The sequence below is a fragment of the Streptomyces sp. NPDC092369 genome (genome assembly GCF_044755245.1).
Taxonomy (GTDB): Bacteria; Actinomycetota; Actinomycetes; order Streptomycetales; family Streptomycetaceae; genus Streptomyces.
In genome coordinates, this window is record NZ_JBIVQP010000001.1 from 1,514,207 (window position 1) to 1,535,411 (window position 21,205).

General features: G+C 72.6%; 22 protein-coding genes. 8 read left to right on the plus strand and 14 right to left on the minus strand.

Features of this window, described 5'->3' with window-relative positions:
- Window positions 1–69: 69 nt before the first annotated feature.
- Window positions 70–888, minus strand: a complete 819-nt coding sequence (locus tag ACIQI8_RS06660) for an ABC transporter ATP-binding protein (protein ID WP_402345569.1) — start codon at window positions 886–888, stop codon at window positions 70–72.
- A gap of 178 nt (window positions 889–1,066) precedes the next feature.
- On the opposite strand from ACIQI8_RS06660, the gene ACIQI8_RS06665 reads away from it, so the two are divergent.
- Window positions 1,067–2,263, plus strand: coding sequence for a PucR family transcriptional regulator (locus tag ACIQI8_RS06665; RefSeq protein WP_402345570.1), 1,197 nt, complete (start codon window positions 1,067–1,069; stop codon window positions 2,261–2,263).
- Between the two features lie 85 nt (window positions 2,264–2,348).
- Here ACIQI8_RS06665 and ACIQI8_RS06670 read toward each other — a convergent pair whose 3' ends face one another.
- Window positions 2,349–3,467 (minus strand): glycerate kinase, encoded by a 1,119-nt coding sequence (locus tag ACIQI8_RS06670; protein WP_402346741.1) that lies wholly within the window; start codon window positions 3,465–3,467, stop codon window positions 2,349–2,351.
- Window positions 3,468–3,679: 212 nt separating this feature from the next.
- Between ACIQI8_RS06670 and ACIQI8_RS06675 the strand changes: the two genes are divergently transcribed.
- From ACIQI8_RS06675 to ACIQI8_RS06685, 3 genes are all read left to right on the plus strand, one after another.
- A complete protein-coding gene (locus ACIQI8_RS06675; RefSeq protein ID WP_402345572.1) occupies window positions 3,680–4,753 on the plus strand; it encodes an ADP-ribosylglycohydrolase family protein in 1,074 nt (357 codons plus the stop codon).
- A gap of 105 nt (window positions 4,754–4,858) precedes the next feature.
- Window positions 4,859–5,350, plus strand: a complete 492-nt coding sequence (locus tag ACIQI8_RS06680) for an NUDIX domain-containing protein (RefSeq protein ID WP_402345574.1) — start codon at window positions 4,859–4,861, stop codon at window positions 5,348–5,350.
- A 96-nt stretch (window positions 5,351–5,446) separates the two neighbouring features.
- Window positions 5,447–6,181: an SIR2 family NAD-dependent protein deacylase gene (locus ACIQI8_RS06685; protein ID WP_402345576.1), complete on the plus strand. Its 735-nt coding sequence runs from the start codon at window positions 5,447–5,449 to the stop codon at window positions 6,179–6,181.
- A gap of 21 nt (window positions 6,182–6,202) precedes the next feature.
- Here the strand turns inward: ACIQI8_RS06685 and ACIQI8_RS06690 are convergent, their stop codons facing one another.
- The 9 genes from ACIQI8_RS06690 to ACIQI8_RS06730 form a co-directional block, all read right to left on the minus strand.
- Window positions 6,203–6,850, minus strand: coding sequence for a dihydrofolate reductase family protein (locus tag ACIQI8_RS06690; protein WP_402345578.1), 648 nt, complete (start codon window positions 6,848–6,850; stop codon window positions 6,203–6,205).
- A 70-nt stretch (window positions 6,851–6,920) separates the two neighbouring features.
- The gene (locus ACIQI8_RS06695) at window positions 6,921–7,421 is read right to left on the minus strand and encodes a methylated-DNA--[protein]-cysteine S-methyltransferase (protein WP_402345580.1); all 501 of its coding nucleotides are present in this window, start codon (window positions 7,419–7,421) and stop codon (window positions 6,921–6,923) included.
- A gap of 15 nt (window positions 7,422–7,436) precedes the next feature.
- Window positions 7,437–8,921, minus strand: a complete 1,485-nt coding sequence (locus tag ACIQI8_RS06700) for an AlkA N-terminal domain-containing protein (protein WP_402345582.1) — start codon at window positions 8,919–8,921, stop codon at window positions 7,437–7,439.
- Window positions 8,922–9,063: 142 nt separating this feature from the next.
- Entirely contained in the window at window positions 9,064–9,534 is a 471-nt protein-coding gene (locus ACIQI8_RS06705; protein ID WP_402345584.1) for a hypothetical protein, read from the minus strand.
- Between the two features lie 164 nt (window positions 9,535–9,698).
- Window positions 9,699–10,523: an alpha/beta fold hydrolase gene (locus ACIQI8_RS06710; RefSeq protein WP_402345586.1), complete on the minus strand. Its 825-nt coding sequence runs from the start codon at window positions 10,521–10,523 to the stop codon at window positions 9,699–9,701.
- A 38-nt stretch (window positions 10,524–10,561) separates the two neighbouring features.
- Window positions 10,562–11,074, minus strand: coding sequence for an O-acetyl-ADP-ribose deacetylase (locus tag ACIQI8_RS06715; protein ID WP_402345588.1), 513 nt, complete (start codon window positions 11,072–11,074; stop codon window positions 10,562–10,564).
- A gap of 20 nt (window positions 11,075–11,094) precedes the next feature.
- Complete coding sequence (locus ACIQI8_RS06720) at window positions 11,095–12,507, minus strand: phytoene desaturase family protein (protein WP_402345590.1); 1,413 nt, start codon at window positions 12,505–12,507, stop codon at window positions 11,095–11,097.
- Between the two features lie 194 nt (window positions 12,508–12,701).
- A complete protein-coding gene (locus ACIQI8_RS06725; RefSeq protein ID WP_402345592.1) occupies window positions 12,702–13,547 on the minus strand; it encodes an inositol monophosphatase family protein in 846 nt (281 codons plus the stop codon).
- A gap of 142 nt (window positions 13,548–13,689) precedes the next feature.
- Window positions 13,690–15,522: a gamma-glutamyltransferase family protein gene (locus ACIQI8_RS06730; protein ID WP_402345594.1), complete on the minus strand. Its 1,833-nt coding sequence runs from the start codon at window positions 15,520–15,522 to the stop codon at window positions 13,690–13,692.
- 282 nt (window positions 15,523–15,804) lie between these two features.
- On the opposite strand from ACIQI8_RS06730, the gene ACIQI8_RS06735 reads away from it, so the two are divergent.
- Window positions 15,805–15,951 (plus strand): hypothetical protein, encoded by a 147-nt coding sequence (locus ACIQI8_RS06735; RefSeq protein WP_402345596.1) that lies wholly within the window; start codon window positions 15,805–15,807, stop codon window positions 15,949–15,951.
- A 4-nt stretch (window positions 15,952–15,955) separates the two neighbouring features.
- On the opposite strand, the gene ACIQI8_RS06740 is transcribed toward ACIQI8_RS06735, so the two are convergent.
- From ACIQI8_RS06740 to ACIQI8_RS06750, 3 genes are read right to left on the minus strand one after another with little or no spacing between them, the layout of a single operon-like run.
- Window positions 15,956–16,780, minus strand: a complete 825-nt coding sequence (locus ACIQI8_RS06740) for a class I SAM-dependent methyltransferase (RefSeq protein ID WP_402345598.1) — start codon at window positions 16,778–16,780, stop codon at window positions 15,956–15,958.
- Between the two features lie 40 nt (window positions 16,781–16,820).
- Window positions 16,821–17,483, minus strand: coding sequence for a response regulator transcription factor (locus ACIQI8_RS06745; RefSeq protein ID WP_124001709.1), 663 nt, complete (start codon window positions 17,481–17,483; stop codon window positions 16,821–16,823).
- On the minus strand, window positions 17,480–18,586 hold the full coding sequence (locus tag ACIQI8_RS06750) for a sensor histidine kinase (RefSeq protein WP_402345600.1): 1,107 nt from the start codon (window positions 18,584–18,586) through the stop codon (window positions 17,480–17,482). Before ACIQI8_RS06750 ends, ACIQI8_RS06745 begins: the two co-directional genes overlap by 4 nt.
- Window positions 18,587–18,751: 165 nt before the next feature.
- On the opposite strand from ACIQI8_RS06750, the gene ACIQI8_RS06755 reads away from it, so the two are divergent.
- The 3 genes from ACIQI8_RS06755 to ACIQI8_RS06765 all read left to right on the plus strand — a co-directional run bounded on the left by ACIQI8_RS06755 (window position 18,752) and on the right by ACIQI8_RS06765 (window position 21,167).
- On the plus strand, window positions 18,752–19,750 hold the full coding sequence (locus ACIQI8_RS06755) for a carboxymuconolactone decarboxylase family protein (protein WP_402345601.1): 999 nt from the start codon (window positions 18,752–18,754) through the stop codon (window positions 19,748–19,750).
- On the plus strand, window positions 19,750–20,346 hold the full coding sequence (locus tag ACIQI8_RS06760) for a class I SAM-dependent methyltransferase (RefSeq protein ID WP_402345603.1): 597 nt from the start codon (window positions 19,750–19,752) through the stop codon (window positions 20,344–20,346). The genes ACIQI8_RS06755 and ACIQI8_RS06760 overlap by 1 nt, the downstream gene beginning before the upstream one ends.
- Window positions 20,347–20,489: 143 nt before the next feature.
- Window positions 20,490–21,167, plus strand: coding sequence for a hypothetical protein (locus ACIQI8_RS06765; protein WP_402345605.1), 678 nt, complete (start codon window positions 20,490–20,492; stop codon window positions 21,165–21,167).
- The last annotated feature ends 38 nt before the right edge of the window (window positions 21,168–21,205 follow it).

A 21,205-nucleotide genomic window follows, 5' to 3' on the forward strand; every position in this document is an offset into this window, starting at 1 on the left:
GCTCTTCGTCCGCCCGGGATTCATCGATCGGGTCGCTTCGGGGCTCTTCGCGCGGTTCCATCTGGCGTCTCACCCCCGCCACCGGGTCAGCGTCCGCCGTACGCCGCCCGCCCGTTCGGCAGCGGCCACCGTGTCGGCGTCCGCCGCCGCGTCCTCGTCGACCACGCCCAGATAGCGGCGGCGCACCTCGTCGGAGGCGGCCAGTTCCTCGGCCGAGCCGGACAGCGTGACCTCGCCGACCTCGAGGACGTACGCGCGCGTGGCGAGCCGCAGGGCGAGAGCCGCGTTCTGCTCGACGAGGAGGACGGAGGTGCCCTGGGCGTTGATCTCGCGGACGGTGTCGGCGATGCGCTGGGCCATGAGCGGGGCGAGGCCGAGGGAGGGCTCGTCCAGGAGCAGAACTCTCGGTGCCGCCATCAACGCACGGGCGACAGCGAGCATTTGCTGTTCGCCGCCGGAGAGCAGGCCGGCGCGCTGTCCCGCGCGTTCGGCGAGGACGGGGAAGAGTTCGTGGACGCGGGCGAGGGCGGCGGCCCGGCCCGAGCGGGCGGCGCCGAGGGCGCCCGCGCGCAGGTTGTCGGCGACCGTCATCCGCGCGAACACCCGTCTGCCTTCCGGCACTTGGGACACCCCGGCGGCGACCACCCGGTCCGGCGCGAGCTTGTCGAGGCGGCGGTCGCCGAGGCGCACGCTGCCCTCGGTGATCGCGCCGCCGTGGAAGGACAGCGTCCGGCTGACCGCCCTGAGCAGCGTGGACTTGCCCGCGCCGTTGCTGCCGAGCACGGTCACCACTTCCCCCTCCGGCACCTCCAGGGACACCCGGCGCACCGCCCGTACGGGTCCGTATCCGACCGACAGCTCACGTACGACCAGTCCGGATCCGCCCATGAACACCCCCTGTTCGACTCGGTGTGGCGCTCACCCCAGCACCGGCGGGGGCGCCCGTCCACGGCCCGTGGCGGAATCGCTGCGAGTGCCCAGCGGGTCGGGCCGGCCGTTGTGCACGCGCACAACACCGCGTGTCAGGGGCCTGTGCGGGACCGTCCCGCGATGGCATCCTCCGGCCATGGGAGCGCGAAGGCCGCGGACCGGTCATGACTGGAAGCTGCTCGCGGAGTCCTGCACGACTCTGCTGGAACGGCTGCCGCAACTCGTCGACGAACACCTGCGGCAGCTCACCGAGTACTCCCCCGTCTACGGGCAGGTGCTCCCGCACGACCAGCAGTGGCGGGAGGCGGAGGAGGCGATGCGGATCGGCATCGAGACGCTCTCCGCGCCCCGGGACTCGCCGCGCCGGGACCTGGAGTACGCCGAGGACGCCGGCCGGCGCCGGGCCCGGCAGGGGCTGCCGCTGGACCTCCTCGTGCATGCCTACCGCAGCGCCGGTTATCTGCTGTGGGACGCGCTCGTGGACGGGACGGCGGGCCGCGAGCCCGAGCGGCTCACGGCGCTGATGCGCTCGACGACGATGGTGTGGTCGGCGGTGGACGCGCAGGCCCAGACCGCGTCGGAGGCCTACCGGGCCACGGAGGCGGAGTTACGCCGACGCACGGACGAGCAATTGCAGGCACTCCTCGACGCGCTCCTGGAGGGACAGGCCACGCCCGGGCTCGCGGCGCGGGCGGCGGCGGGGCTCGACCTGCCGGAGCACGGGCCGTACGCCGTGGTGGTGCTGCGGGCCGAGCGGCGCGAGCCGGCCGAGCGGCCGGTGCGGGGTGCCGGGTTCCGGTTCATCTGGCGGATGCGGGCCGACGGCGAGGTGGGGGTCGTGGCGCTGGCGCCCGGTCAGGGCCTGGACGGCGTCGCGCGCGTGCTCGCCGGGCGCTGCTCGGGTCCCGGCGGTATCAGCCCGGTGGTGCCCGGGCTCGCCGAGCTGGGGCGGGCCCGGCGGCTGGCCGAACTGGCGCTGCGCACCTGCCCGCCGGACGGGACCGCGGTCGTACGCCTGGATCAGCGGATGCCGACCGCGCTGGTGGTGAGCCAGCCGGAGCTGGCGGACCGGCTGGTGGCGGACGTGTTCGGCGCGCTCCTGGAGCTGGAGCCCGCCGACCGGGCCGTGCTCCTGGAGACCCTCGACGGGTGGCTGGCCTGCGAGGGCTCGGCGGGCCGGGCCGCGGCAAGGCTGTACTGCCACCGCAACACGGTCTTCAACCGGTTACGGCGGCTGAAACAGCTCACGTCCCGATCGCTGGCCAGGCCTCGGGACCTGATCGAGATGACGCTCGCGCTGGACGCGTATCGGCTGTCGGGCATGCGGAGGTGAACGGGGCTGGGATGGAAGCGAGTTGGGCGAACGAGTGCGCCTGCGACGGACGTCGGGCGAGCCCGGGACGTGACCGGACCGGATCTCAGACCAGGAAGTCCCGCGCGATCTGCTCCGCGACCTTCTCCAGGATCGGCCCGGCCTCCGTGATGCACTTGGCGATGTCCGGTTCGACATCGGTCAGCGGGTACGCGCGCCGGAAACCGGCCTGTCCCAGCGCCTGCGGTTGCAGGGCGAGCCGGCCGCACACCGCGACCACCTCCTTGCCGGCCGCCCGCGCGGCCGTGGCGACGCCCGCGGGGGCCTTGCCGTGCAGGGTCTGTTCGTCGAGGGAGCCCTCGCCGGTGATCACCAGGTCCGCGTGCTCAAGGGCCGCCGCGAAGCCGAGGACGTCGAGCATGACCTCGATGCCGGGGCGGAAGCGGGCGCCGAGCAGGAGGGCGCCGTAGCCGATGCCGCCCGCGGCACCCGCGCCCGGCGCGGAGGCGTACTCGGCGGCCTTGGCGCCGGCCGAGTCCTCCAGCACCTTGGCGTAGTGCGCGAGGGCCGCGTCCAGGGTCTCCACGTCGTCCGGCGAGGCGCCCTTCTGCGGCCCGTAGACCGCCGGGGCACCCTTGGGACCGGTGAGCGGGTTGTCGACGTCGCTGGCGAGCACCAGTTCGACGGAGGCGAAGCGGGGATCGAGGGCCGACAGGTCGGCGGAGGCGAGCTCGGCCAGACCGCCGCCGCCCGGCGGGACCGGCTCCCCCTCGGCGTCCAGGAACCGCGCGCCGAGCGCGGACAGCATGCCGGCGCCGCCATCGGTCGTCGCACTGCCGCCGACCCCGAAGACGATGGTCCGGGCGCCCGCGTCCAGTGCGGCCCGCAGCAGCTCCCCGGAGCCGTACGTCGAGGCCGTGAGCGGCGCGAAGACGCCCGCAGGCAGCCGCTGCAGCCCGCTGGCCTCGGCCATTTCGACGACCGCCGTGTCGTCGCGCAGCGCGAAGGCCGCCGTCACCTCGTGCCCGAGCGGGCCCGCGACCCGCACCTCACGCCGCTCGAAACCGGCCGCGACCGCCGCGTCCACGGTGCCGTCACCGCCGTCGGCCACGGGGAGCGACGCCGCCTGGAGCGTCGGGACGATCCGGCGCAGCCCGGTCGTCACCCGCTCGGCGACCTGTACGGCCGTCAGCGAGCCCTTGAACTTGTCCGCGGCGATGAGCACCCGCTGTGTCACCAGTTATCCCCTTGCTCTCCGGGCCCCGCACATGTCAGGACCAGTCGCGCCGCTGTGACCTTAACCGGAGGACGGCCTCGCCGTCATGCCCCGACCGTTCCCTGAGAACGGGGTGGGAACAACGTACGAGCGCGGTGGGAAACCCCTGTGCGGACCGCCGAAGGGGGGACGGACGGGCCGGATTCGGGTAAACCGGGACCATGACCCCTGTGGGCACCGCACCAGAGCTCGCCGACCGCGTCCTCGGGGGCTGGCTGGGCCGGATCTCGGGCAACATGCTCGGCAAGCCGGTCGAGCAGGGCGACCTGTGGACGCGGGACCGGATCGACCGCTATCTGCGGCAGGCCGCGGCCCTGCCGCTCACCGACTACCTCCCCGCGCCCGCCGACGAGAGCGACGGCTTCGAGCTGCGCCCCGAGTGGCGCCAGTGCGTGCGCGGCCGCATCCACGGCAGCTGCCGTGACGACGACGTCGACTACGCGATCCTCGGCCTCCACCTGCTGGAGACGCACGGCTTCGGCTTCAGCACCGAGCAGGTGGGCGACCTGTGGCTGCTGCGGCTGCCGTATCTGCAGACCTACACGGCGGAGCGGGCCGCGTACCGCAACCTCGCCAACGGGCTCAAGCCGCCGCTGACGGCGACGTTCGACAACCCCTGCCAGGAGTGGATCGGCGCGCTGATCCGCGCCGACATCTACGGCTGGACCTGCCCGGGCGTCCCCCGCCGGGCCGCCTCCCTGGCCCGCCGGGACGCGGTGCTGTCCCATACGGGCAACGGTGTCTACGGCGCCATGTGGGCGGCGGCGCTGATCTCGGCGGCCTTCACCGCACCGACCGTGCGGAACGCGGTGGACCAGGCGCTCGCCGTCATCCCGGCGAGCAGCCGGCTCGCCCGTACCGTGCGCCGGGTCGTCTCGCTCCACGCCACCCGCATGACCTGGGAGGACACCCTGACCACGGTGTCCGAGGAGACCACCGGCCTCGGCTGGATCCACACCATCCCGAACGCGGCGGTGCTCACCGCGGGGCTGCTGTACGGCGACGGTGACTTCACCCGCACCATCACGCTCACCGTCCGCGGCGGCCTGGACACCGACTCCAACGGCGCGACCGCCGGCTCGGTGGCGGGCGTACTGACCGGCGCGGACGCCATCCCGGCACAGTGGAAGGAACCGCTGGAGGACACGGTACGCAGCGCGGTGTTCGGCTTCGACCGGGCCCGGATCAGTGAACTGGCGGAGCGGACCCTGCAGTTGGCGGGCGTCGAAGCCTGATCGCCGCGCGTGGGTGAACGGGCTCCGGCCGAGCCTGATCTGCCGCTTGCCTCGGCCGGGCGGTGGGTCCGATGTACGGGCGCGCGAGCTGGTTACCCTTCCTGAGTGACCACCCAAGACTTCGCCACGTACATCGCCGGTCTACCCCGTGTGCTCGCCGGGGCCGCCGCCCTCTTCCGCGACGCCGCGGGCCGCGTCCTGCTCGTCGAGCCCAACTACCGTGAGGGCTGGGCGCTTCCGGGCGGCACGATCGAGTCCGACGACGGCGAGACCCCGCGCCAGGGCGCGCGCCGCGAGACCCTTGAGGAGATCGGCCTCGACCGCGAACTGGGACAACTGCTCGCGGTGGACTGGGTGTACAAGCCCACCTGGCCGCCGCTGGTGGCGTACCTGTACGACGGCGGTGTCCTCACCGAGGACGATTTCAAGGCGATCCGCCTCCAGGAGGAGGAGCTGCTGTCCTGGCGCCTGGTCGAGCCCGAGAACCTCGGCGAGTACCTCCTGGGCACCCTCGGCCACCGCGTCCTGATCGCCCTGGACGTCCTGGCGAGCGGCTCGGGCACGGCGGAACTGGAGAACGGGCAGCGGGTCGGCTGACGGGGATCCGGGGGCGGCGACGGCAAGAGGCCGGAGGCCGGGGGTCCGGCGATATCCGTTGGCCGCACGCGGACGCGCCGACCTACGCTCGACGCCATGAGCAGACCACTGGTCGCCCTTCTCAGCGGCGCGGGTATCTCCACCGACTCCGGCATCCCCGACTACCGCGGCCCCAACGGCCTGTGGCGCCGCGACCCCGACGCCGAGAAGCTCGTCACCTACGAGTACTACATGAACGACCCGGAGATCCGCCGCCGTTCATGGCAGATGCGCCGCAAGAACCGCACCCTGACGGCCGAGCCGAACGCCGCGCACGTGGCGGTGGCCGAGCTGGAGCGGGACGGCGTGCCGGTGCGGGTGCTCACGCAGAACGTCGACGGGCTGCACCAGCGGGCCGGGATGCCCGCCCGCAAAGTGCTCGAACTGCACGGCAGCGCACGGAGTTTCGTGTGCACCAAGTGCGCCGCGCGCGGGCCGATGGAGGATGCGATCGCCCGCGTCGAGGCCGGGGAGGAGGACCCGCCCTGCCTCGACTGCGGAGGCATCCTCAAGTCCGCGACCGTCTTCTTCGGCGAACACCTCGACCCGGTGGTCCTCGGCGAGGCCGCCGCGATCGCCAAGGCCTGCCAGGTGTTCATCGCCGTCGGCAGCAGCCTCCAGGTGCACCCCGCGGCGGGACTGGCCGGCGTCGCCGCCGACCACGGGGCCCGGCTCGTCGTCGTCAACGCCGAGCCGACCCCGTACGACGAACGGGCCGACGAGGTCGTACGGGAACCGATCGGCACGGCCCTGCCGGCACTCCTGCGCCGGCTGAGCACGCAGAACGCGTGACGGCGGGCTGGACAGGTCCGTTCAGAGGCCGGCGCGGGTGAAGGTCACGTGCGTGACTCCGGTGGGCGACGAGGTGGCCTCGACCGCGTAGTCCTTCTCCACGTCCTCAAGGCCGTCCCAGAGGCGTACGCCCCGGCCGAGCAGGATCGGCACCACCACGACGTGCATACGGTCGATGAGGCCGGCGGCGAGGAAGTCGCGGACCACCGTGACTCCCCCGCCGATGCGCACGTCCTGGCCGTCCGCGGCCTCGCGGGCCGTCTCGAGCGCCTTGTCGGGGGACGTGTCGAGGAAGTGGAACGTCGTACCGCCCTCCATCTCGATCGACGGGCGCGGGTGATGGGTGAGGACGAACGTCGGCGTGTGGAACGGCGGGTTGGGTCCCCACCACCCCTTCCACTCCGGGTCCTCGTGCCAGCCGGGCGGCCCGAACTTCCCCGCGCCCATGATCTCGGCACCGATCCCGGGCGCGAACTGCCGGGCGAAGGCATCGTCGACACCGGCGGTGCCGCCGGCCCCGCCGGTCATGTCGTGCCAGAAACGAGTGGTGAACATCCACTGGTGCAACCGCTCGCCGGCGTGGCCGAACGGCGCGTCCTTGCTCTGGACGTCACCGGTACCGAAGCCGTCGAGCGAGAGGGAGAAGTTGTGGACACGGGCGAGAGACATGAGCGATGACCCCTTTCCTTCTGTTGGCACAGTCTGGTCGAATCCGCTCGGTCCCGCAGGGAGAAGTACGTCAGAACAGTGTCGTACCGCTCTCGGAGCCGCCCGCGCCCTCGAACGCCAGCAGTCGCTGCTTGCGGTCCAGGCCGCCGCCGTAGCCCGTCAGGCTGCCGCTCGCGCCGATGACCCGGTGGCACGGGACGATGATGCTGATGGGGTTCTTGCCGTTGGCGAGGCCGACCGCGCGCGAGGCGCCCGGGTTGCCGAGGGCTTCGGCCAGGTCTCCGTAGGAGCGGGTCTCGCCGTAGGGGATCAGGGCGAGTTGGTCCCAGACGCTGCGCTGGAACGGGGTGCCGGTCAGCTTCAGGTCGAGGGTGAACTCCTTCAACTCGCCCGCGAAATAAGCCTCCAGCTGCTCCTCCGCCTCACCGAAAACGGTGTCGTCGCGCGAGCCGAAGGTCTCCTCGGGCGGGCGGTGGCGGTGTTCGGTCATGTAGAGGCCGCACAGGACACCGTCGTCAGCGACGAGGGTGAGGGGGCCGTAGGGGCTGGCGATGACGGTGTGCTGCTTCATTTTCTCCAAATACCCTTATACCGGGAGGAAGTTGATCGGGTGACTGTCGGTCGCCCACAGGTACTGGGTCGCGTACGCCCGCCAGGGGCGCCAGGCCGCCGCTCGGGCCGTGAGGGCCGCCGGTGTGGACGGGAGGCCCAACTCCTGGGCTGCGCGCCGGATTCCGAGGTCGGTGGCGAGGAAGGCGTCGGGGTCGCCGAGGGCACGCATCGCGATCACATCGGCCGTCCAGGGGCCGAAGCCGGGGAGGGAGAGGAGCGCGGACCGGGTTTCCGGCCAGTCGCTCTCCGGGCCCAAGTGGAGCGTGCCGTCGGCCAGTTGGCGGACGAGTGTGGTGAACGTGGTGCGGCGGGTGCGGGGCATCGCCAGGGACTCGGGGTCGAGTGCGGCGAGTGCTTCGGGAGTCGGGAAGAGGTGGGTGAGGCCACCCTCGGGGTCCTCCACCGGATCGCCGTGCGCGGTGACCAGTCGGGCCGCATGGGTGCGGGCGGCGGCGGTGGAGACCTGCTGGCCCAGCACGGCGCGTACGGCGAACTCCGCCTCGTCGACCGTGCGCGGGACGCGTCGGCCGGGGGCCTTGTCGACGAGCGGCGCGAGCAACGGGTCCGTGCGGAGCTGATCGTCGATGGCGACCGGGTCGGCGTCCAGGTCGAGCATGCGGCGGCAGCGGCTGATGGCGACCGTGAGATCGCGCAGGTCGCTGAGGGTCAGGCGGCAGGCGATGTGGTCGGCGGCCGGGGTGAGCGCGGCGATGCCGTGGCCGTACGGCAGGCGCAGCGTGCGGCGGTAGGCGCCGTCCCGCCACTCCTCCACCCCCGGTACGGCGGTCGCCGCGAGGTGGCCGAAGAGGTTGTCGGGGTTGAGGGGGGCGCGGAAGGGGAGGCGGAGCGTCAGCACGCCGGGGGTGAGAGCCGCCGTGGCTCTCTTGGGGCGGCGACCCCGCAGTTCGGTCGGGGAGAGGGCGAAGACCTCGCGCACGGTGTCGTTGAAGGTGCGGATCGAGGAGAAACCGGCCGCGAAGGCGAGCTCCGCCATCGGGAGGGGGGTCGTCTCGATCAACAGGCGTGCGGTCTGGGCGCGTTGGGCCCGCGCGAGCGCGAGCGGCCCGGCGCCGACCTCGGCGAGCAGCTGGCGTTCGACCTGCCGGGTGCTGTAGGCGAGGCGGGCGGCGAGGCCGGGGACGCCGTCGCGGTCCACGACACCGTCGGCGATCAGCCGCATCGCACGGGCGACGAGGTCAGCGCGCCGGTTCCACTCCGGAGAACCGGGGCTGGTGTCGGGCCGGCAGCGCTTGCAGGCCCGGAAACCGGCCTGCTGACAGGCCGCCGCGCTGGGGTAGAAGACCATGTTCCGGGCCTTGGGCGGGACCACGGGGCAACTGGCCCGGCAGTAGATCCGGGTCGTCAGGACCGCCGTGAAGAACCAGCCGTCGAAGCGCGCGTCCTTGGACTGGACGGCGCGTACGCAGCGCTCTCGGTCGGTGTGCATCCCGTTCTGCATGCGTCCAGCATCGGCGATGCGCGGGGGCGGGGCTGGCGAGAATGCGACATCAGCCTTGCGTGCGCTGGGGCACCTCGGATCACCGGGCGCCCCTCTCTTCCGCCGACCCTACCCGCCGGCCGCGCCACCCCCGCGGCTCACGTCACGCCACCTTGCGGCCCGCCGTCTCCTGCTGCGAGGCCAGCGCCCAGATGACGAACACGTCGATGGCCATCATGATCAGGGACCACAGCGGCGAGTACGGCAGGAACAGGAACTGCGCGACCAGGCTCAGCGAGGCCAGGAAAATGCCCGTGAGCCGGGCCCAGGACTCGCCCCTGAGCACGCCCCAGCCGGTGACGGCGACCAGCGCGCCGAGGATGACGTGGATCCAGCCCCAGCCGGTGAGGTTGAGCTCGTAGACGTAGCTGCCGACACCGCCGTAGACGTCGTCCTTGGCGATCGCCGCGATGCCCTCCAGGACGGCCAGGACACCGTTGCACAGCATCAGCACACCGGCGAAGACGACCCCGCCGGACATCCAGCCGTCGCCGCCCCCTCCGGGGCGCGCGGAACGCGGGGAGGACGGGGTGCCGGCGGGCGTGCCGGTCGGGTGCGCTGCCTGCTGGCTCATGGGTGCTGGTCCCTTCTGAGGCCCCCGCTTCGGTGAGACCGAGCCTTCGGCCGACGGCAGGGGGGCGCCATCCCGAGTGCGCCGAACGGGTGAACGGGAGGGGCTCTCGACCAGCCCGGACACCGCGAAGAAGACCAGGTCAGCGGCTCCGGTCCGCGCCTGCCTCAGCCCGCCCGCCGGATCTCCTCCACGAAGCCGGTCACGACGTCCACGTACTCCTGCGGACTCGTCGCATGAGGGACGTGTCCGGAGCCCTCGAAAGTGTGAGCCCGCGCCTGCGGCAGCGCCTCGGTCAGCCGGGCCGTGATCGGGTGCACCCATGCGGGGCTGGTCGTGCCGTGCGTGACCAGGAGGGGAACCGACCGGCCCGCGAGGCGGTCGAGGGCGAGGGCGGCCCAGGCCGGGTCGCCTTGCTCGTCCAGGAAGGTCGGGGCGTTGGCGACCAAGGTGTCGCGCGCCTTGGCGGGGAGCTTGTCCCACTCCCCCGGGCCCAGCGCGATCCTGTCCATGAACCGGCGCGCTCCCTCCAGGTCCTCGCCCGCCCGCAGGTGGGCGAGGACGGCGGCCAGTTCCTGCCGGATCGACGTCATCATCGGGCGCAGTACGGGATCGTCGGCGACGACGTCCACGAGCGGCGGCTCGTGCACGGTGAGCCCCCGGAAGAGTTCGGGGCGTCGGGCGGCCAGGCCGAGCGCGGTGGACGCGCCGAAGGAGTTCGCCGCCACGTACACCGGCCCGGACCCGAGCGTCGCGATCAGCGCGGCCAGATCCTCCTCGTCCTCGAAGCGGGTCCCCTGCCCGGGCGGGCGTTCGCTACGGCTGTGCCCGCGACGGTCGTAGACCAGGACCCGGAACCGCTCCGCGAAGGCGTCGACGACGCGCAGCCATGCGTAGTGGTCGTCCCAGGAGCCGTGCACCAGCACCAACGGGTCGCCGTCGCCCACGACTTCGCAGTAGAGGTCTACGCCGTTCACTTCGACTCGTGACATGCGACTCTTCCCCTTCATGGACCGAATTGCGGTGCAGGTCAGTCCAGTTGCGCCGCGAAAACCTCGTAGGCCGGCCGGTCGAAGAGGACGAACCTGACCTCCTCGACCGCGGTGTCGGCGGCCCGGACCGTCTCCACGGCGATCCGGGCGCCGTCGTCCATCGGCCAGCCGAAGATGCCGGTGGAGATCGCGGGGAACGCGACCGTACGCGCTCCGAGTTCGTCGGCGATCCGCAGCGACTCCCGGTAGCAGGAGGCCAGTTGGGCCGAGCGGTCCTCGGTCCCGCTGTGCACCGGGCCGACCGTGTGGATCACCCAGCGGGCGTCCAGATTGCCCGCCGTGGTGGCGACCGCGTGGCCCGTCGCCAGACCCTTGCCGTAGTGGGAGGCGCGCAGCTTCCGGCACTCCTCCAGGATCGCGGGGCCGCCACGGCGGTGGATCGCGCCGTCGACTCCTCCGCCGCCGAGCAGGGAGGAGTTGGCCGCGTTGACGATCGCGTCGACGCTCTCGCGCGTGATGTCGCCCTGGACGAGGGTGATGGTGGGGGTCATACGTACACCTCCAGAACAGGTCAGGACTGCTCACGCAGCCTGCTCCAGACCGCCTTCGCCGCGTTGTGCCCCGACATGCCGTGCACGCCGGGACCCGGCGGCGTGGCCGAGGAGCAGATGAAGACGGCGGGGTGCGGGGTGGTGTAGGGCGACAGGGAGAGCTTGGGGCGCAGCAGGGTCTGCAGACCGGAGACCGCGCCGGAGCCGATGTCGCCGCCGACGTAGTTGGCGTTGCGCGCGGCGAGTTCGGGGGGTCCGGCGATCGCGCGGGCGAGGACGCGGTCGCGGAACCCCGGTGCGAAGCGCTCCAGTTGGCGTTCCATCACGTCCGTCAGGTCGCCGGTCCAGCCGCTCGGGACGTGTCCGTAGGCCCAGAAGACCTGCTTGCCCTCGGGTGCGCGGCCGGGGTCGACGACGCTGGGCTGCACGGTGATCATGAACGGCCTGTCGGGGGCCCGGCCCTCCCGGGAGGCCGCGCGCAGCGCGATGCCGATCTCCGCGCTGTCGGCGCCGATCTGTACCGTGCCGGCGACCCTGGCCTGCTCGGCCGTCCACGGCACCGGGCCGTCCAGCGCGTAGTCGACCTTGAAGACACCGGGGCCGTACCGGTAGCCCTCGTAGTAGCGGCCGAAGCCCGCGATGCGGGCCAGGGCGGTGGGCGAGGTGTCGAAGACGTACGCGCGTGCGGGCGGAAGGTCGTCGAGGCGCTTGACCTCGTAGTCCGTGTGGACCGTGCCGCCGAGGTCCTTGAGGTAGGCGGTGAGCGCGTCGGAGATGGACTGCGAGCCGCCGCGCGCGACCGGCCAGCCGCGCGCGTGCGCGGCGAGGGCGAAGACCAGGCCGATGGCGCCGGTGGCGAAGCCGGAGAGGGGGGCCATGACGTGGGCGACGAGGCCCGCGAAGAGGGTCTTGGCCCGCTCGTCGTGGAAGCGGCGGGTCAGCCAGGTGGACGGCGGCAGACCGACGAGACCGAAGCGGGCGAGGGTCACCGGGTCGCGCGGGAGCGCGGTGAGCGGCAGGGACATGAAGTCGCGCACCAGGGTGTCCCACTGGGGGAGGAAGGGCTCGACCAGCCTGCGGTACGGTCCCGCGTCCCGGGGTCCGAAGGAGGCGGCCGTCTCCGCGACCGACCGGGACAGCACGGCGGCGGTGCCGTCGGTGAAGGGGTGCGCCATGGGCAGCTCGGGCTGGAGCCACTCCAGGCCGTACCGCTCCAGGGGCAGGGCGCGGAACGCCGGGGAGCTGATCCCGAGCGGGTGGGCGGCGGAGCAGGGGTCGTGACGGAAGCCGGGAAGGGTGAGCTCTTCCGTACGGGCTCCCCCGCCCACGGTGTCACGGGCCTCGAAGACCGCCACGGAGAAGCCACGACGGGCCAGCTCCACGGCCGCGGTCAGCCCGTTGGGCCCCGCTCCCACCACGACCACATCGAGCATCGACGGCACCTTCGGACCCCTTCGTCAGATGGCCTGCGGGGTCAGGATATGACGGGGCACTGACACCTATGGGCCACGGGTGTTGCACATCGGGCGGTCGTCGGGAGACGGCGTGCCCCCGGCCGTGCCGCCCACCGTCCCCGACCTCCTTGGTCTCCTCGGTCCTCGTCAGTCCTCTTCGTCAGTCCTCTTCGTCAGGCCGTGCCCGACAGCAGTCCCACGATCCGGCGCGCCGTGGCGGCGTCCCGGGCGGCGGTGAACGGCAGCGCGTTGCCGCCCGTGACGCGGAACGGCTCCCCGGTCACCGTGAGGTGGGTGCCGCCCGCCTCCTCGACCAGCAGGAGGCCCGCCGCGTGATCCCAGGCGGCCTCCCAGGAGAACGCCGTCGCGTCCAACTCGCCGCGGGCGATGGCGAGATACTCCAGTCCCGCCGAGCCGCACGCGCGCGGTGCGACGCCCTCGGTCCACAGGCCGAGCAGGGAGCGCTTCTGGTCGTCCGTCGTGTAGTCCGGGTGGGAGGTGGCCACTTCGAGGTCGCGGCCGGGGGCGGGCGGTCCCGCGTGGAGCCGCTCGCCGTTGAGGTGGGCGCCCTGCCCCTTCACGGCCGTGGCGAGCAGGCCGAGGGCCGGGGCGTAGGTCCAGGAGGCGAGCAGGACTCCGTGGTGCGCGAGGGCCACCAGCGTGGAGAATCCGGGTTCGCCGTGCACGAACTGGCGGGTCCCGTCGACGGGGTCGACTATCCAGACCGGCGCCTCGCCCTGTATCGCCTCGTACGTCGCCGGATTGGCGTGCACCGCCTCCTCGCCGACCACGACGGAACCCGGCAGCAGGGCGCTCAGCGCCCCGGTCAGGTACTTCTCCGCCAGGCGGTCGGCGTCCGTCACCAGGTCGTGCGGTCCCGCCTTCTCGTCGACCTCGTGCGCGGCGAGCCGACGGAAGCGGGGGGTGATCTCCTTCGCGGCGGCCTCACGGACCGCCTGCTCGACGTCGGCCGAGTTCTTTTCGAGAAACTCTTCGATGGTTTCCGTGTCTTCGATCATGCCTCCATGAGAGCACGCGCCACTGACAATCCCCACCCGCCCGGTGCACTCCGGGTGGAATCGGCATGAAATCCCGGCAGGCCATGCTCTGTCGGCGATCACGATGCCGAGGGCGCTCCCTCAGCACACTCAAGGCGCCCCTTCAGCGCCCCACCGCATACCCCTGCATGCCTCGCGGATTCGCCCCCGCCGACAGGATCCCGGTCCCCGGATCCCGCGCGACCGCGCACAGCCGCCCCTCCGACCAGGCGTCTGCGACGGTCACGTCGTGCCCGCGCCGCCGCAGTTCCGCGACGACCTCCGAATCCGTACGGGACTCCACGGTCACGCTCCCCGGCCGCATCCCGCGCGGGTAGAACGACCCGGGAAAACCGTCGTTGTGCCAGTTCGGGGCATCGATCGCACCCTGCAGGTCGAGGCCGCCGCGCATCGGTGGGCGCAGGGCGACGGCCAGGAAGAAGTGCAGCTGCCACTGGTCCTGCTGGTCTCCGCCGGGCGTACCGAAGGCCATGACCGGGACGCCGCCGCGCAGGGCGATGGAGGGCGTGAGGGTGGTGCGGGGCCGGCGGCCCGGGGTGAGGGAGTTCGGCAGGCCCTCCTCCAGCCAGGTCATCTGAAGCCGGGTGCCGAGCGGGAAGCCCAGTTCGGGCACGACGGGGTTGGACTGCAGCCAGCCGCCGCTCGGGGTGGCCGCGACCATGTTGCCCCAGCGGTCGACGACGTCGATATGGCAGGTGTCGCCCCGGGTGGCACCGTCGGAACCGACCTCGGGCTCCCCGCCCGTCCTCGCCACCGTCGGCTCACCGGCCCCCATCGGGTCGAAGCCGGCATCGACGGTGGTGACCACGCACGCGTGCGTGCTGAGTCGGGGTGCGCGCCCACCGGGGCTGCCGGGGCGCAGTTCGTACGATGCCTTGTCGTCGACGAGCAGACGCCGGGCCGCGTTGTAGTCGGCGGACAGCAGTTCGCCGAGCGGCACCTCGTCCGCGCCGTCCGCGTCCCCGTACCAGGCCTCCCGGTCGGCCATGGCGAGTTTGCAGCCCTCGATCAGCAGGTGGACGTAGTCGGCGGAGCCGTACTCCGGCAGCTCGGACAACTCCGCCGGGAGCAGCGCGAGTTGCTGGAGCAGGACCGGGCCCTGGCTCCACGGGCCGGCCTTGCACAGGGTCCAGCCGTGCCAGTCGTACGTCGCGGGCGCCTCGTAGGTCGCGGACCAGCCGGCGAGGTCGGCGGCCGTGAGGGTGCCGGTGTGGCGCTCGCCGCTGGTGTCCATGGTGGGGCGCCCGGACTGCCGTACCAGTGCCTCGGCGATGAAGCCGGAGCGCCACACCTCGCGCGCGGCCTCGATCTGCGCGGTCCGGTCCCCGGCCCCGGCCACCTCGTCGAGCAGGCGCTTCCAGGTGGCGGCGAGGGCGGGGTTGCGCAGCAGTTCGCCGGGGCGCGGGGCCTTTCCGCCCGGCAGGTAGACCTCGGCGGAGGACGTCCACTCGGTCTCGAAGAGCTCCCGTACCGCCTCCACCGTGGCGCCGACGTTCTCCACGGGCGCGTGGCCGTCCTCGGCGTACCCGATGGCGTACTTGAGGACGTCTGCGAGGGACTTGGTGCCGTGGTCGCGCAGGAGGAGCATCCAGGCGTCGAAGGCGCCCGGCACGGCGGCGGCGAGCGGTCCCGTGCCGGGGACGAGCTCGAGGCCGAGTGCCTTGTAGTGAGCGACCGTCGCTCCGGCCGGTGCGACGCCCTGGCCGCACAGCACGCGTACCTCGCCGCCCGCAGGGGCGAGCAGGATCGGCACCTCGCCGGCGGGGCCGTTCAGATGCGGTTCGACGACGTGCAGGACGAACGCGCCCGCCACGGCTGCGTCGTAGGCGTTCCCGCCGTCCTCCAGGACGGCCATCGCGGACTGCGAGGCCAGCCAGTGGGTCGAGGACACCATGCCGAAGGTGCCCTGCAGGGTCGGCCGGGTCGTGAACGGCATCTCTCACCTCTCGCTGGTCGCGCGCCTCGGTCGCTCCGACCGGCGCTCCGGATCTTGCAGCAGGCTATGCCCAACCGGGCGGCCCACGAAGGTTTTGCGACCTCACGGGCATCCCTTGAACCACCTCCCACCTGTGCGAAGTCCTCTTTGCCCGGTTGGCTGAAGGCCCGGTAATCCCGAGTTCACCGGGCTTCCCTTCCTCGTCGTTCTACGCGCGTGGTGTCATGCACGCACTCACATCCCCCCAGGTGGGCGTCAACTCGACCAGGAGCCACACATGTTTTGGAGACCCCGGGCGACTACTCCAGTCAGGTCTCCGCGATCAAGGCGGCGGGCGGCACGGTCGTCGGCTACTCCGACCCCGACGGCTTCTACATCCATGCCAAGGCCATGGTCGCGGACTACGGTCTGTCCACCCAGGAGGCGTAGGGCTCTACGAGGAGCAGCGTCTGCCCACCGTGAGCACATGCCCGCTCGTGCCGATCAGCGTCGGCTCGGACTCGATGCGCCGGGTGGCCGCCAGGACGGCCTCCCGGCGGTCGGGGTCCTCCAGCCACGCGTCGAGGCCGCCCATCAGCCAGGCGACGCCCTCCAGGCCGTACTGCCCCTCCGGGACGAGACCGGCGTCGGTGAACTCGCCCGGCACCTCGGTGGGTTCTGCGAAGTACGCGGTGGTGAACAGGCCGCCCTCGGGTCCGTGCCGGCCGTGATCGCTGACCGCGTCGGTGCGGGCGCGCCGCGCGGGGTCGAAGTAGAGCTCCTGGTGGAGCAGGTCGTGCAGACCCGCGAACCGGTTGATGGTGGCCGCCACCACCGGCCCCTCGGGACGGACCGCTCGGTGCGCCTCCGCCAACGCCCGAACCCGGTCGGCCCGTTCGGGCAGGTGGTACAGCGGGCCGAGGAGCAGCACGGCGTCAAAGCCGGCGTCGGCCACGGGCAGCGACCGCGCGTCCCCGGATCCTGCCGTCACACCGGGCAGTCGAGCGGCCTGCTCCACGTGCAGCGGTACGGGGTCGACCAGTTCGACCTCGTACCCGTCCCGGGCGAGCCACTCGGCGTGCACCCCGCTGCCGCCGCCGACGTCCAGCACGCGCGCGGGAGCCGGGGGCAGGATGCGGCGCAGCACGTCCTGCGTGCGCCAGAACTCCAGTCGCCCGGCGCCGCCTTGTCTGAGGCGGCCGTCCTCCTCGCCACGGCCGTAGTAGGCGAGGATCTCCTCGCGCACGGTGGGCTCCTGCGGGCGTGTCGTCTCCGTCATGGCACCAGCGTGCTGACCTGCCGCCGCGGCGCGCAAAGGGTTATGCGCCGCGCGCGACCACGAGCCCCGACTCGTAGGCGAACACGACCAGTTGGGCCCGGTCCCGGGCACCCAGCTTCGTCATCGCACGGCTGATGTGGGTCTTCGCCGTGAAAGGGCTGATGACCATGTGGGCGGCGATCTCCTCGTTGGTCAGACCCCGCGCGGCCAGGGCCGTCACCTCGCGCTCGCGGCGGGTCAGACAGTCCAGGCCGGGCGCCGTCGCCCGGTCCGGCGGCCGGGACACGAACTCGCCGATGAGCGTGCGGGTGACGGCCGGGGAGAGCAGGGCCTCGCCGCGTGCGACCACCTCGATGGCCTGGAGCAGGTCGGCCGGTTCGGTGTCCTTCAGGAGGAAGCCGCTGGCACCCGCGCGCAGGGCCTCGAAGACGTACTCGTCGAGGCCGTAGTTGGTGAGCATCACGACGCGCACGGCCGCGAGGGCGGGGTCCGCCGCGATGTGGCGGGTCGTCTCGATGCCCGTCATCACCGGCATCTGTACGTCGATCAGCGCGATGTCGGGCACGACGGCGCGGACGAGAGCCAGGCCCTGCGCGCCGTCCGCCGCCTCGCCGACCACCTCGACGGCGTCCTCGGCCTCCAGCAACGCCCGGAAACCGGCCCGCATCAGCGCCTGGTCGTCGATCAGCGCGACCCTGATCATCCCGTCTCCCCCAACGGCAGCCGGGCCCGCACCGCGAAGCCGCCCTCCGTGCGCGGGGCCGCGTCCAAGGTGCCGCCGAGGGCCGCGACGCGTTCGCGCATGCCGGTGAGCCCCACGCCGGGTGTCGGCGGCCGGGCCGGGTCGGCGGTGCCGTCGTCCTCGACGCGTATCGTCAAGTCGGCCTTGTCGTAGGCGAGCTGGACGTTCACCTTGGCCGGGCCCGCGTGCCGGGCCGCGTTGGTCAGCGCTTCCTGGACGATGCGGTACACGGCTCGGTCGACCGTCGCCGGCAGCGGCCGTTCCTCGCCGGTCACCGTGAGTTCGACGGCGAGCCCCGCGGCGCGGGCCCGCTCGACCAACAGCGCGGGTGTGCCGGTGGGTTCGTCGGTGCGCAGGATCTCCAGCGTGGCGCGCAGTTCCCGCATGGCCTCGCCGCTCGCGTCCTGGATGGCCAGCAGGGCCGGCGGCACCTCCTCGCCGCGCTTGCGGGCCAGGTGGACGGCGACGCCCGCCTGGAGCTTGACGATGGAGATGCTGTGGGTCAGCGAGTCGTGCAACTCCCGGGCTATGCGCAGACGTTCCTCGCCCGCCCGGCGCAGCGCCGCCTCCTCCCGGGTGCGTTCGGCCTCCAGGGCGCGCTGCTCCGTCTGGCGCAGGTACGCCTGCCAGTTGCGGTCGGCGAGGCCGGTGACCACGGCGCACAGGAACCAGCCCGCGAGCAGCGCGGCCTTCTCGGCCACCTCCTCGGTCGTCGGGCCGGTGGCGACGTAGGCCGCGAGGAAGGCCGCGCCCGCGCCCGCCGCGTAGCCCCGGTGTCCCGCGCGTGAGGCGGTGTGCACGGCGGCGAGGACGGGCAGGGCGGCCAGTGGGCCCGGGTGCGCGTGCACCACGTACGCCCCGCCCGCGACCGTGGCGACGGCCAGCACCGCGCGCGGGGCCGTGCGGTAGAACGCCAGGGCGGCCGAGGACACGGCGATGAACGCGTAGTCGACGGGCGCGGTGTCCGCGTCGAAGGCGGCCGTGGTCACGACGAGCGCGCCGACGACGACCGCCAGGGCCGCGTCGGCGAGGTTCCTGCGTACGACCGGATTCCCACTCCCCATGTCCGCACAGTAGACGGCACCGCCGACACCGGCGTCAGCCCTGTGGACGGCTCTCGGGCTACTCCCGGCGCAGTAGTCCGCGGCCCCGGCACACCCACCGGCGTCCCCCGAACTCCCTCCGGCCGTACGACGACCGCGGACACCCCCGAGGCGCACGCTGCTGCCATGTCCACAGCCTTCCGTTTCACCGACCCGCCGGCGCCCAGGGCGGCGACCGGCCGCGTCGCCGAGGTGTACGCGCAACTCGCCCACGATTTCGGCATCGACAAGGCGGCCACCTTCGTGGTCCTCTCCTCGGCGCCCGAACTCCTCGCTCCCGCCTGGGCGTTGATGCGCGAGTCGCTGATCGCCGGGGCGGGCAGCAGGACCGGCAAGGAGCTGACCGCCTACGGGGTGTCCCGCGCCAACCGGTGCCCGTTCTGCGTGTCCGCGCACACCGTCCTGCTGCACGCCACCGGCGACCACGCGCTCGCCGAGCAACTGGCGCGCGGGGAACGGCCGGAGAACGACGTGCACGCGCGTGTGCTCCACTGGGGAGAGCACACGCGCGTGCCCGGCGCCGATCTGCACCCGTACCCGTTCCCGCGCGAGCACGCGCCCGCCTACCTCGGCACGGCGTTCGCCTTCCACTTCATCAACCGCATCGTGTCGGCCCTGCTGACCGAGCGTCTGCTGCCGGGCAACGCCCAGCGTCTGCGACCGGTCCGGAGCCTGGCGGGCCGCTCACTGGCCGGGACGGTACGCCGTACCGCCGTACGCGGCGCCTCCCTCCCGCTGCTCGACGCCCCTCCCCCGGGACCGTCCTGGGCGGCCGGCACGGCGGTCGGTCCGGCGTACGGCGCGCTGCGCGAGGCCGCGCCGGCGGGCGGGGGTCTGCTCGACGCCGACGACCAGGCCCTCGTACGACGGACCGTGGGCGGGTGGGACGGCTCGCATCCGCCGCTCGACCTGCCCGGGGTCCCCGACCGCCGTGAGCGTCCCGGCGCACGCCTGGCGCTGCTGGCCGCGCTCGCGCCGTACCGCATCACGGACGCGGACGTCACCGCCTGGCGGCGCCCGGAGCACACCGACCACCGCTTGGTCCGCCTCGTCGCGTACGGCGCGTTCGCAGCCGTGGACCGCATCGAGAGCGCACTCACCCTGCCGATCGCCCGGGAGATCTGATGAGCAAAACGGCCGAAATGCAGCAAACCACTGACACCCGTCGAGAGCGCTACGACATCCTCGGCAGCGGCGCCAACGACGCCCTGTTCGCCGGTGCCGGCGTGAAACTGGCCGACCGTGTCCTCGACGTCGGCTGCGGCACCGGGGTCACGACCCGGATCGCCGCGCGGATCGCCGTCCGCGGTCATGTCGTCGGCGTCGACACGGAGGCACCGCTGTTGCGCCGGGCACGCGAGCGCACGGGCGCCGAAAAGCTCCGGAATGCCTCATACATGCAGGTGGACGCCGAAATCCATCCGTTCCCGCGCGCCGGGTTCGACGTCATCGTGAGTGGTGGCGCCGTGATGTTCTTCACCGACCCTGTGGCCGGATTCGGGAACCTGTGGCGGACGTTGCTGCCGGGCGGGCGGCTGGCGTTCGTGTGCCCGCGGTCCCTCTGGGACCCGGACCGCATCCGCGAAATCCTGCGGAGCTACGAGAACATCGCGGTCAGGCCCGTACCCGTGGCGACGGTATGGGGCGGCGACACGACGGACCCCGACGGCGTGCGCCCACCGGGAGATGTCTGGCTGGTCACCGCGAAACGCCCGCGCTGAGGGGCCGTCAGCCGTGAGGCCCGGGTGACCGGGCGGGTACGGAGCGAGTTGGCACTTCCGTCTCACAGGGACTCGTGTGAAACTGGCGCCCCCGTCCGCAGTGCGGACCCGTCCGCACACCGTCCCCCACCGAAAAGTGTGCCGTGCGCGATTTTCCTCTGCCGCTCGCTCTGACGGCGCGTCTGTCCCCTGTCGTCGTGCTGGCCGCGGCCGGCTGGGCCCTGTCGTCCGGGCCGTTCGCCACCACGTCGTCCGCCGACTCCCAGAACAAGCAGGAGAGCGGGCAGACGAGCACGCAGTCGCCCACCGCGCCCGCGACGGCCGCGGTGTCCAAGTCGTACGGGGCCTCTCCCGCGCCCTGCGGCAGCCTGTCCAAGAAGACGATCACCTCGCTCGTGCCCGGCGCCAAGACGGCCGGCAAGGAGATCAAGTCCACGGACGCGAAGATCCGCCGGACCTGCTCGTGGAACGCGCTCAAGGGCTTCGACTACCGCTGGCTCGACGTGTCCTTCGAGATCATGGACTCCGAGGCGGCGGCGCAGAAGTCGTACAAGGAGCGGCTCACGGAGAAGAGCGGCGGCGGCGCGGTGCCCGGGCTCGGCGACACCGCCTACTCGGTGGTGAACCTGACCACCGAGGACAAGCAGCAGACCCGCGAGGGCGAGGTGGTGGCCCAGGTGTCCAACGCGCTGGTCGTCGTCACCTACAACGGCAGCGACTTCGAGTCGAAGAAGGCCCCGAGCACGGACGAGATCAACAAAGGCGCCATCAAGGCCGCCAAGGAGGCGGTCTCCGCGCTGAAGGGCGGCCTGGCCAGCTAGGGAGTGTGGATCAACCCCTGGCCCGGCCGCCCTCCTCC

Coding starts and splice junctions, on each gene's coding strand:
- ACIQI8_RS06660 (WP_402345569.1), bottom strand. CDS start 888: ATGGGCGGATCCGGACTGGTCGTACGTGAGCTGTCGGTCGGATACGGA.
- ACIQI8_RS06665 (WP_402345570.1), top strand. CDS start 1,067: ATGGGAGCGCGAAGGCCGCGGACCGGTCATGACTGGAAGCTGCTCGCG.
- ACIQI8_RS06675 (WP_402345572.1), top strand. CDS start 3,680: ATGACCCCTGTGGGCACCGCACCAGAGCTCGCCGACCGCGTCCTCGGG.
- ACIQI8_RS06685 (WP_402345576.1), top strand. CDS start 5,447: ATGAGCAGACCACTGGTCGCCCTTCTCAGCGGCGCGGGTATCTCCACC.
- ACIQI8_RS06690 (WP_402345578.1), bottom strand. CDS start 6,850: ATGTCTCTCGCCCGTGTCCACAACTTCTCCCTCTCGCTCGACGGCTTC.
- ACIQI8_RS06695 (WP_402345580.1), bottom strand. CDS start 7,421: ATGAAGCAGCACACCGTCATCGCCAGCCCCTACGGCCCCCTCACCCTC.
- ACIQI8_RS06700 (WP_402345582.1), bottom strand. CDS start 8,921: ATGCAGAACGGGATGCACACCGACCGAGAGCGCTGCGTACGCGCCGTC.
- ACIQI8_RS06705 (WP_402345584.1), bottom strand. CDS start 9,534: ATGAGCCAGCAGGCAGCGCACCCGACCGGCACGCCCGCCGGCACCCCG.
- ACIQI8_RS06710 (WP_402345586.1), bottom strand. CDS start 10,523: ATGTCACGAGTCGAAGTGAACGGCGTAGACCTCTACTGCGAAGTCGTG.
- ACIQI8_RS06715 (WP_402345588.1), bottom strand. CDS start 11,074: ATGACCCCCACCATCACCCTCGTCCAGGGCGACATCACGCGCGAGAGC.
- ACIQI8_RS06720 (WP_402345590.1), bottom strand. CDS start 12,507: ATGCTCGATGTGGTCGTGGTGGGAGCGGGGCCCAACGGGCTGACCGCG.
- ACIQI8_RS06725 (WP_402345592.1), bottom strand. CDS start 13,547: ATGATCGAAGACACGGAAACCATCGAAGAGTTTCTCGAAAAGAACTCG.
- ACIQI8_RS06730 (WP_402345594.1), bottom strand. CDS start 15,522: ATGCCGTTCACGACCCGGCCGACCCTGCAGGGCACCTTCGGCATGGTG.
- ACIQI8_RS06740 (WP_402345598.1), bottom strand. CDS start 16,780: ATGACGGAGACGACACGCCCGCAGGAGCCCACCGTGCGCGAGGAGATC.
- ACIQI8_RS06745 (WP_124001709.1), bottom strand. CDS start 17,483: ATGATCAGGGTCGCGCTGATCGACGACCAGGCGCTGATGCGGGCCGGT.
- ACIQI8_RS06750 (WP_402345600.1), bottom strand. CDS start 18,586: ATGGGGAGTGGGAATCCGGTCGTACGCAGGAACCTCGCCGACGCGGCC.
- ACIQI8_RS06755 (WP_402345601.1), top strand. CDS start 18,752: ATGTCCACAGCCTTCCGTTTCACCGACCCGCCGGCGCCCAGGGCGGCG.
- ACIQI8_RS06760 (WP_402345603.1), top strand. CDS start 19,750: ATGAGCAAAACGGCCGAAATGCAGCAAACCACTGACACCCGTCGAGAG.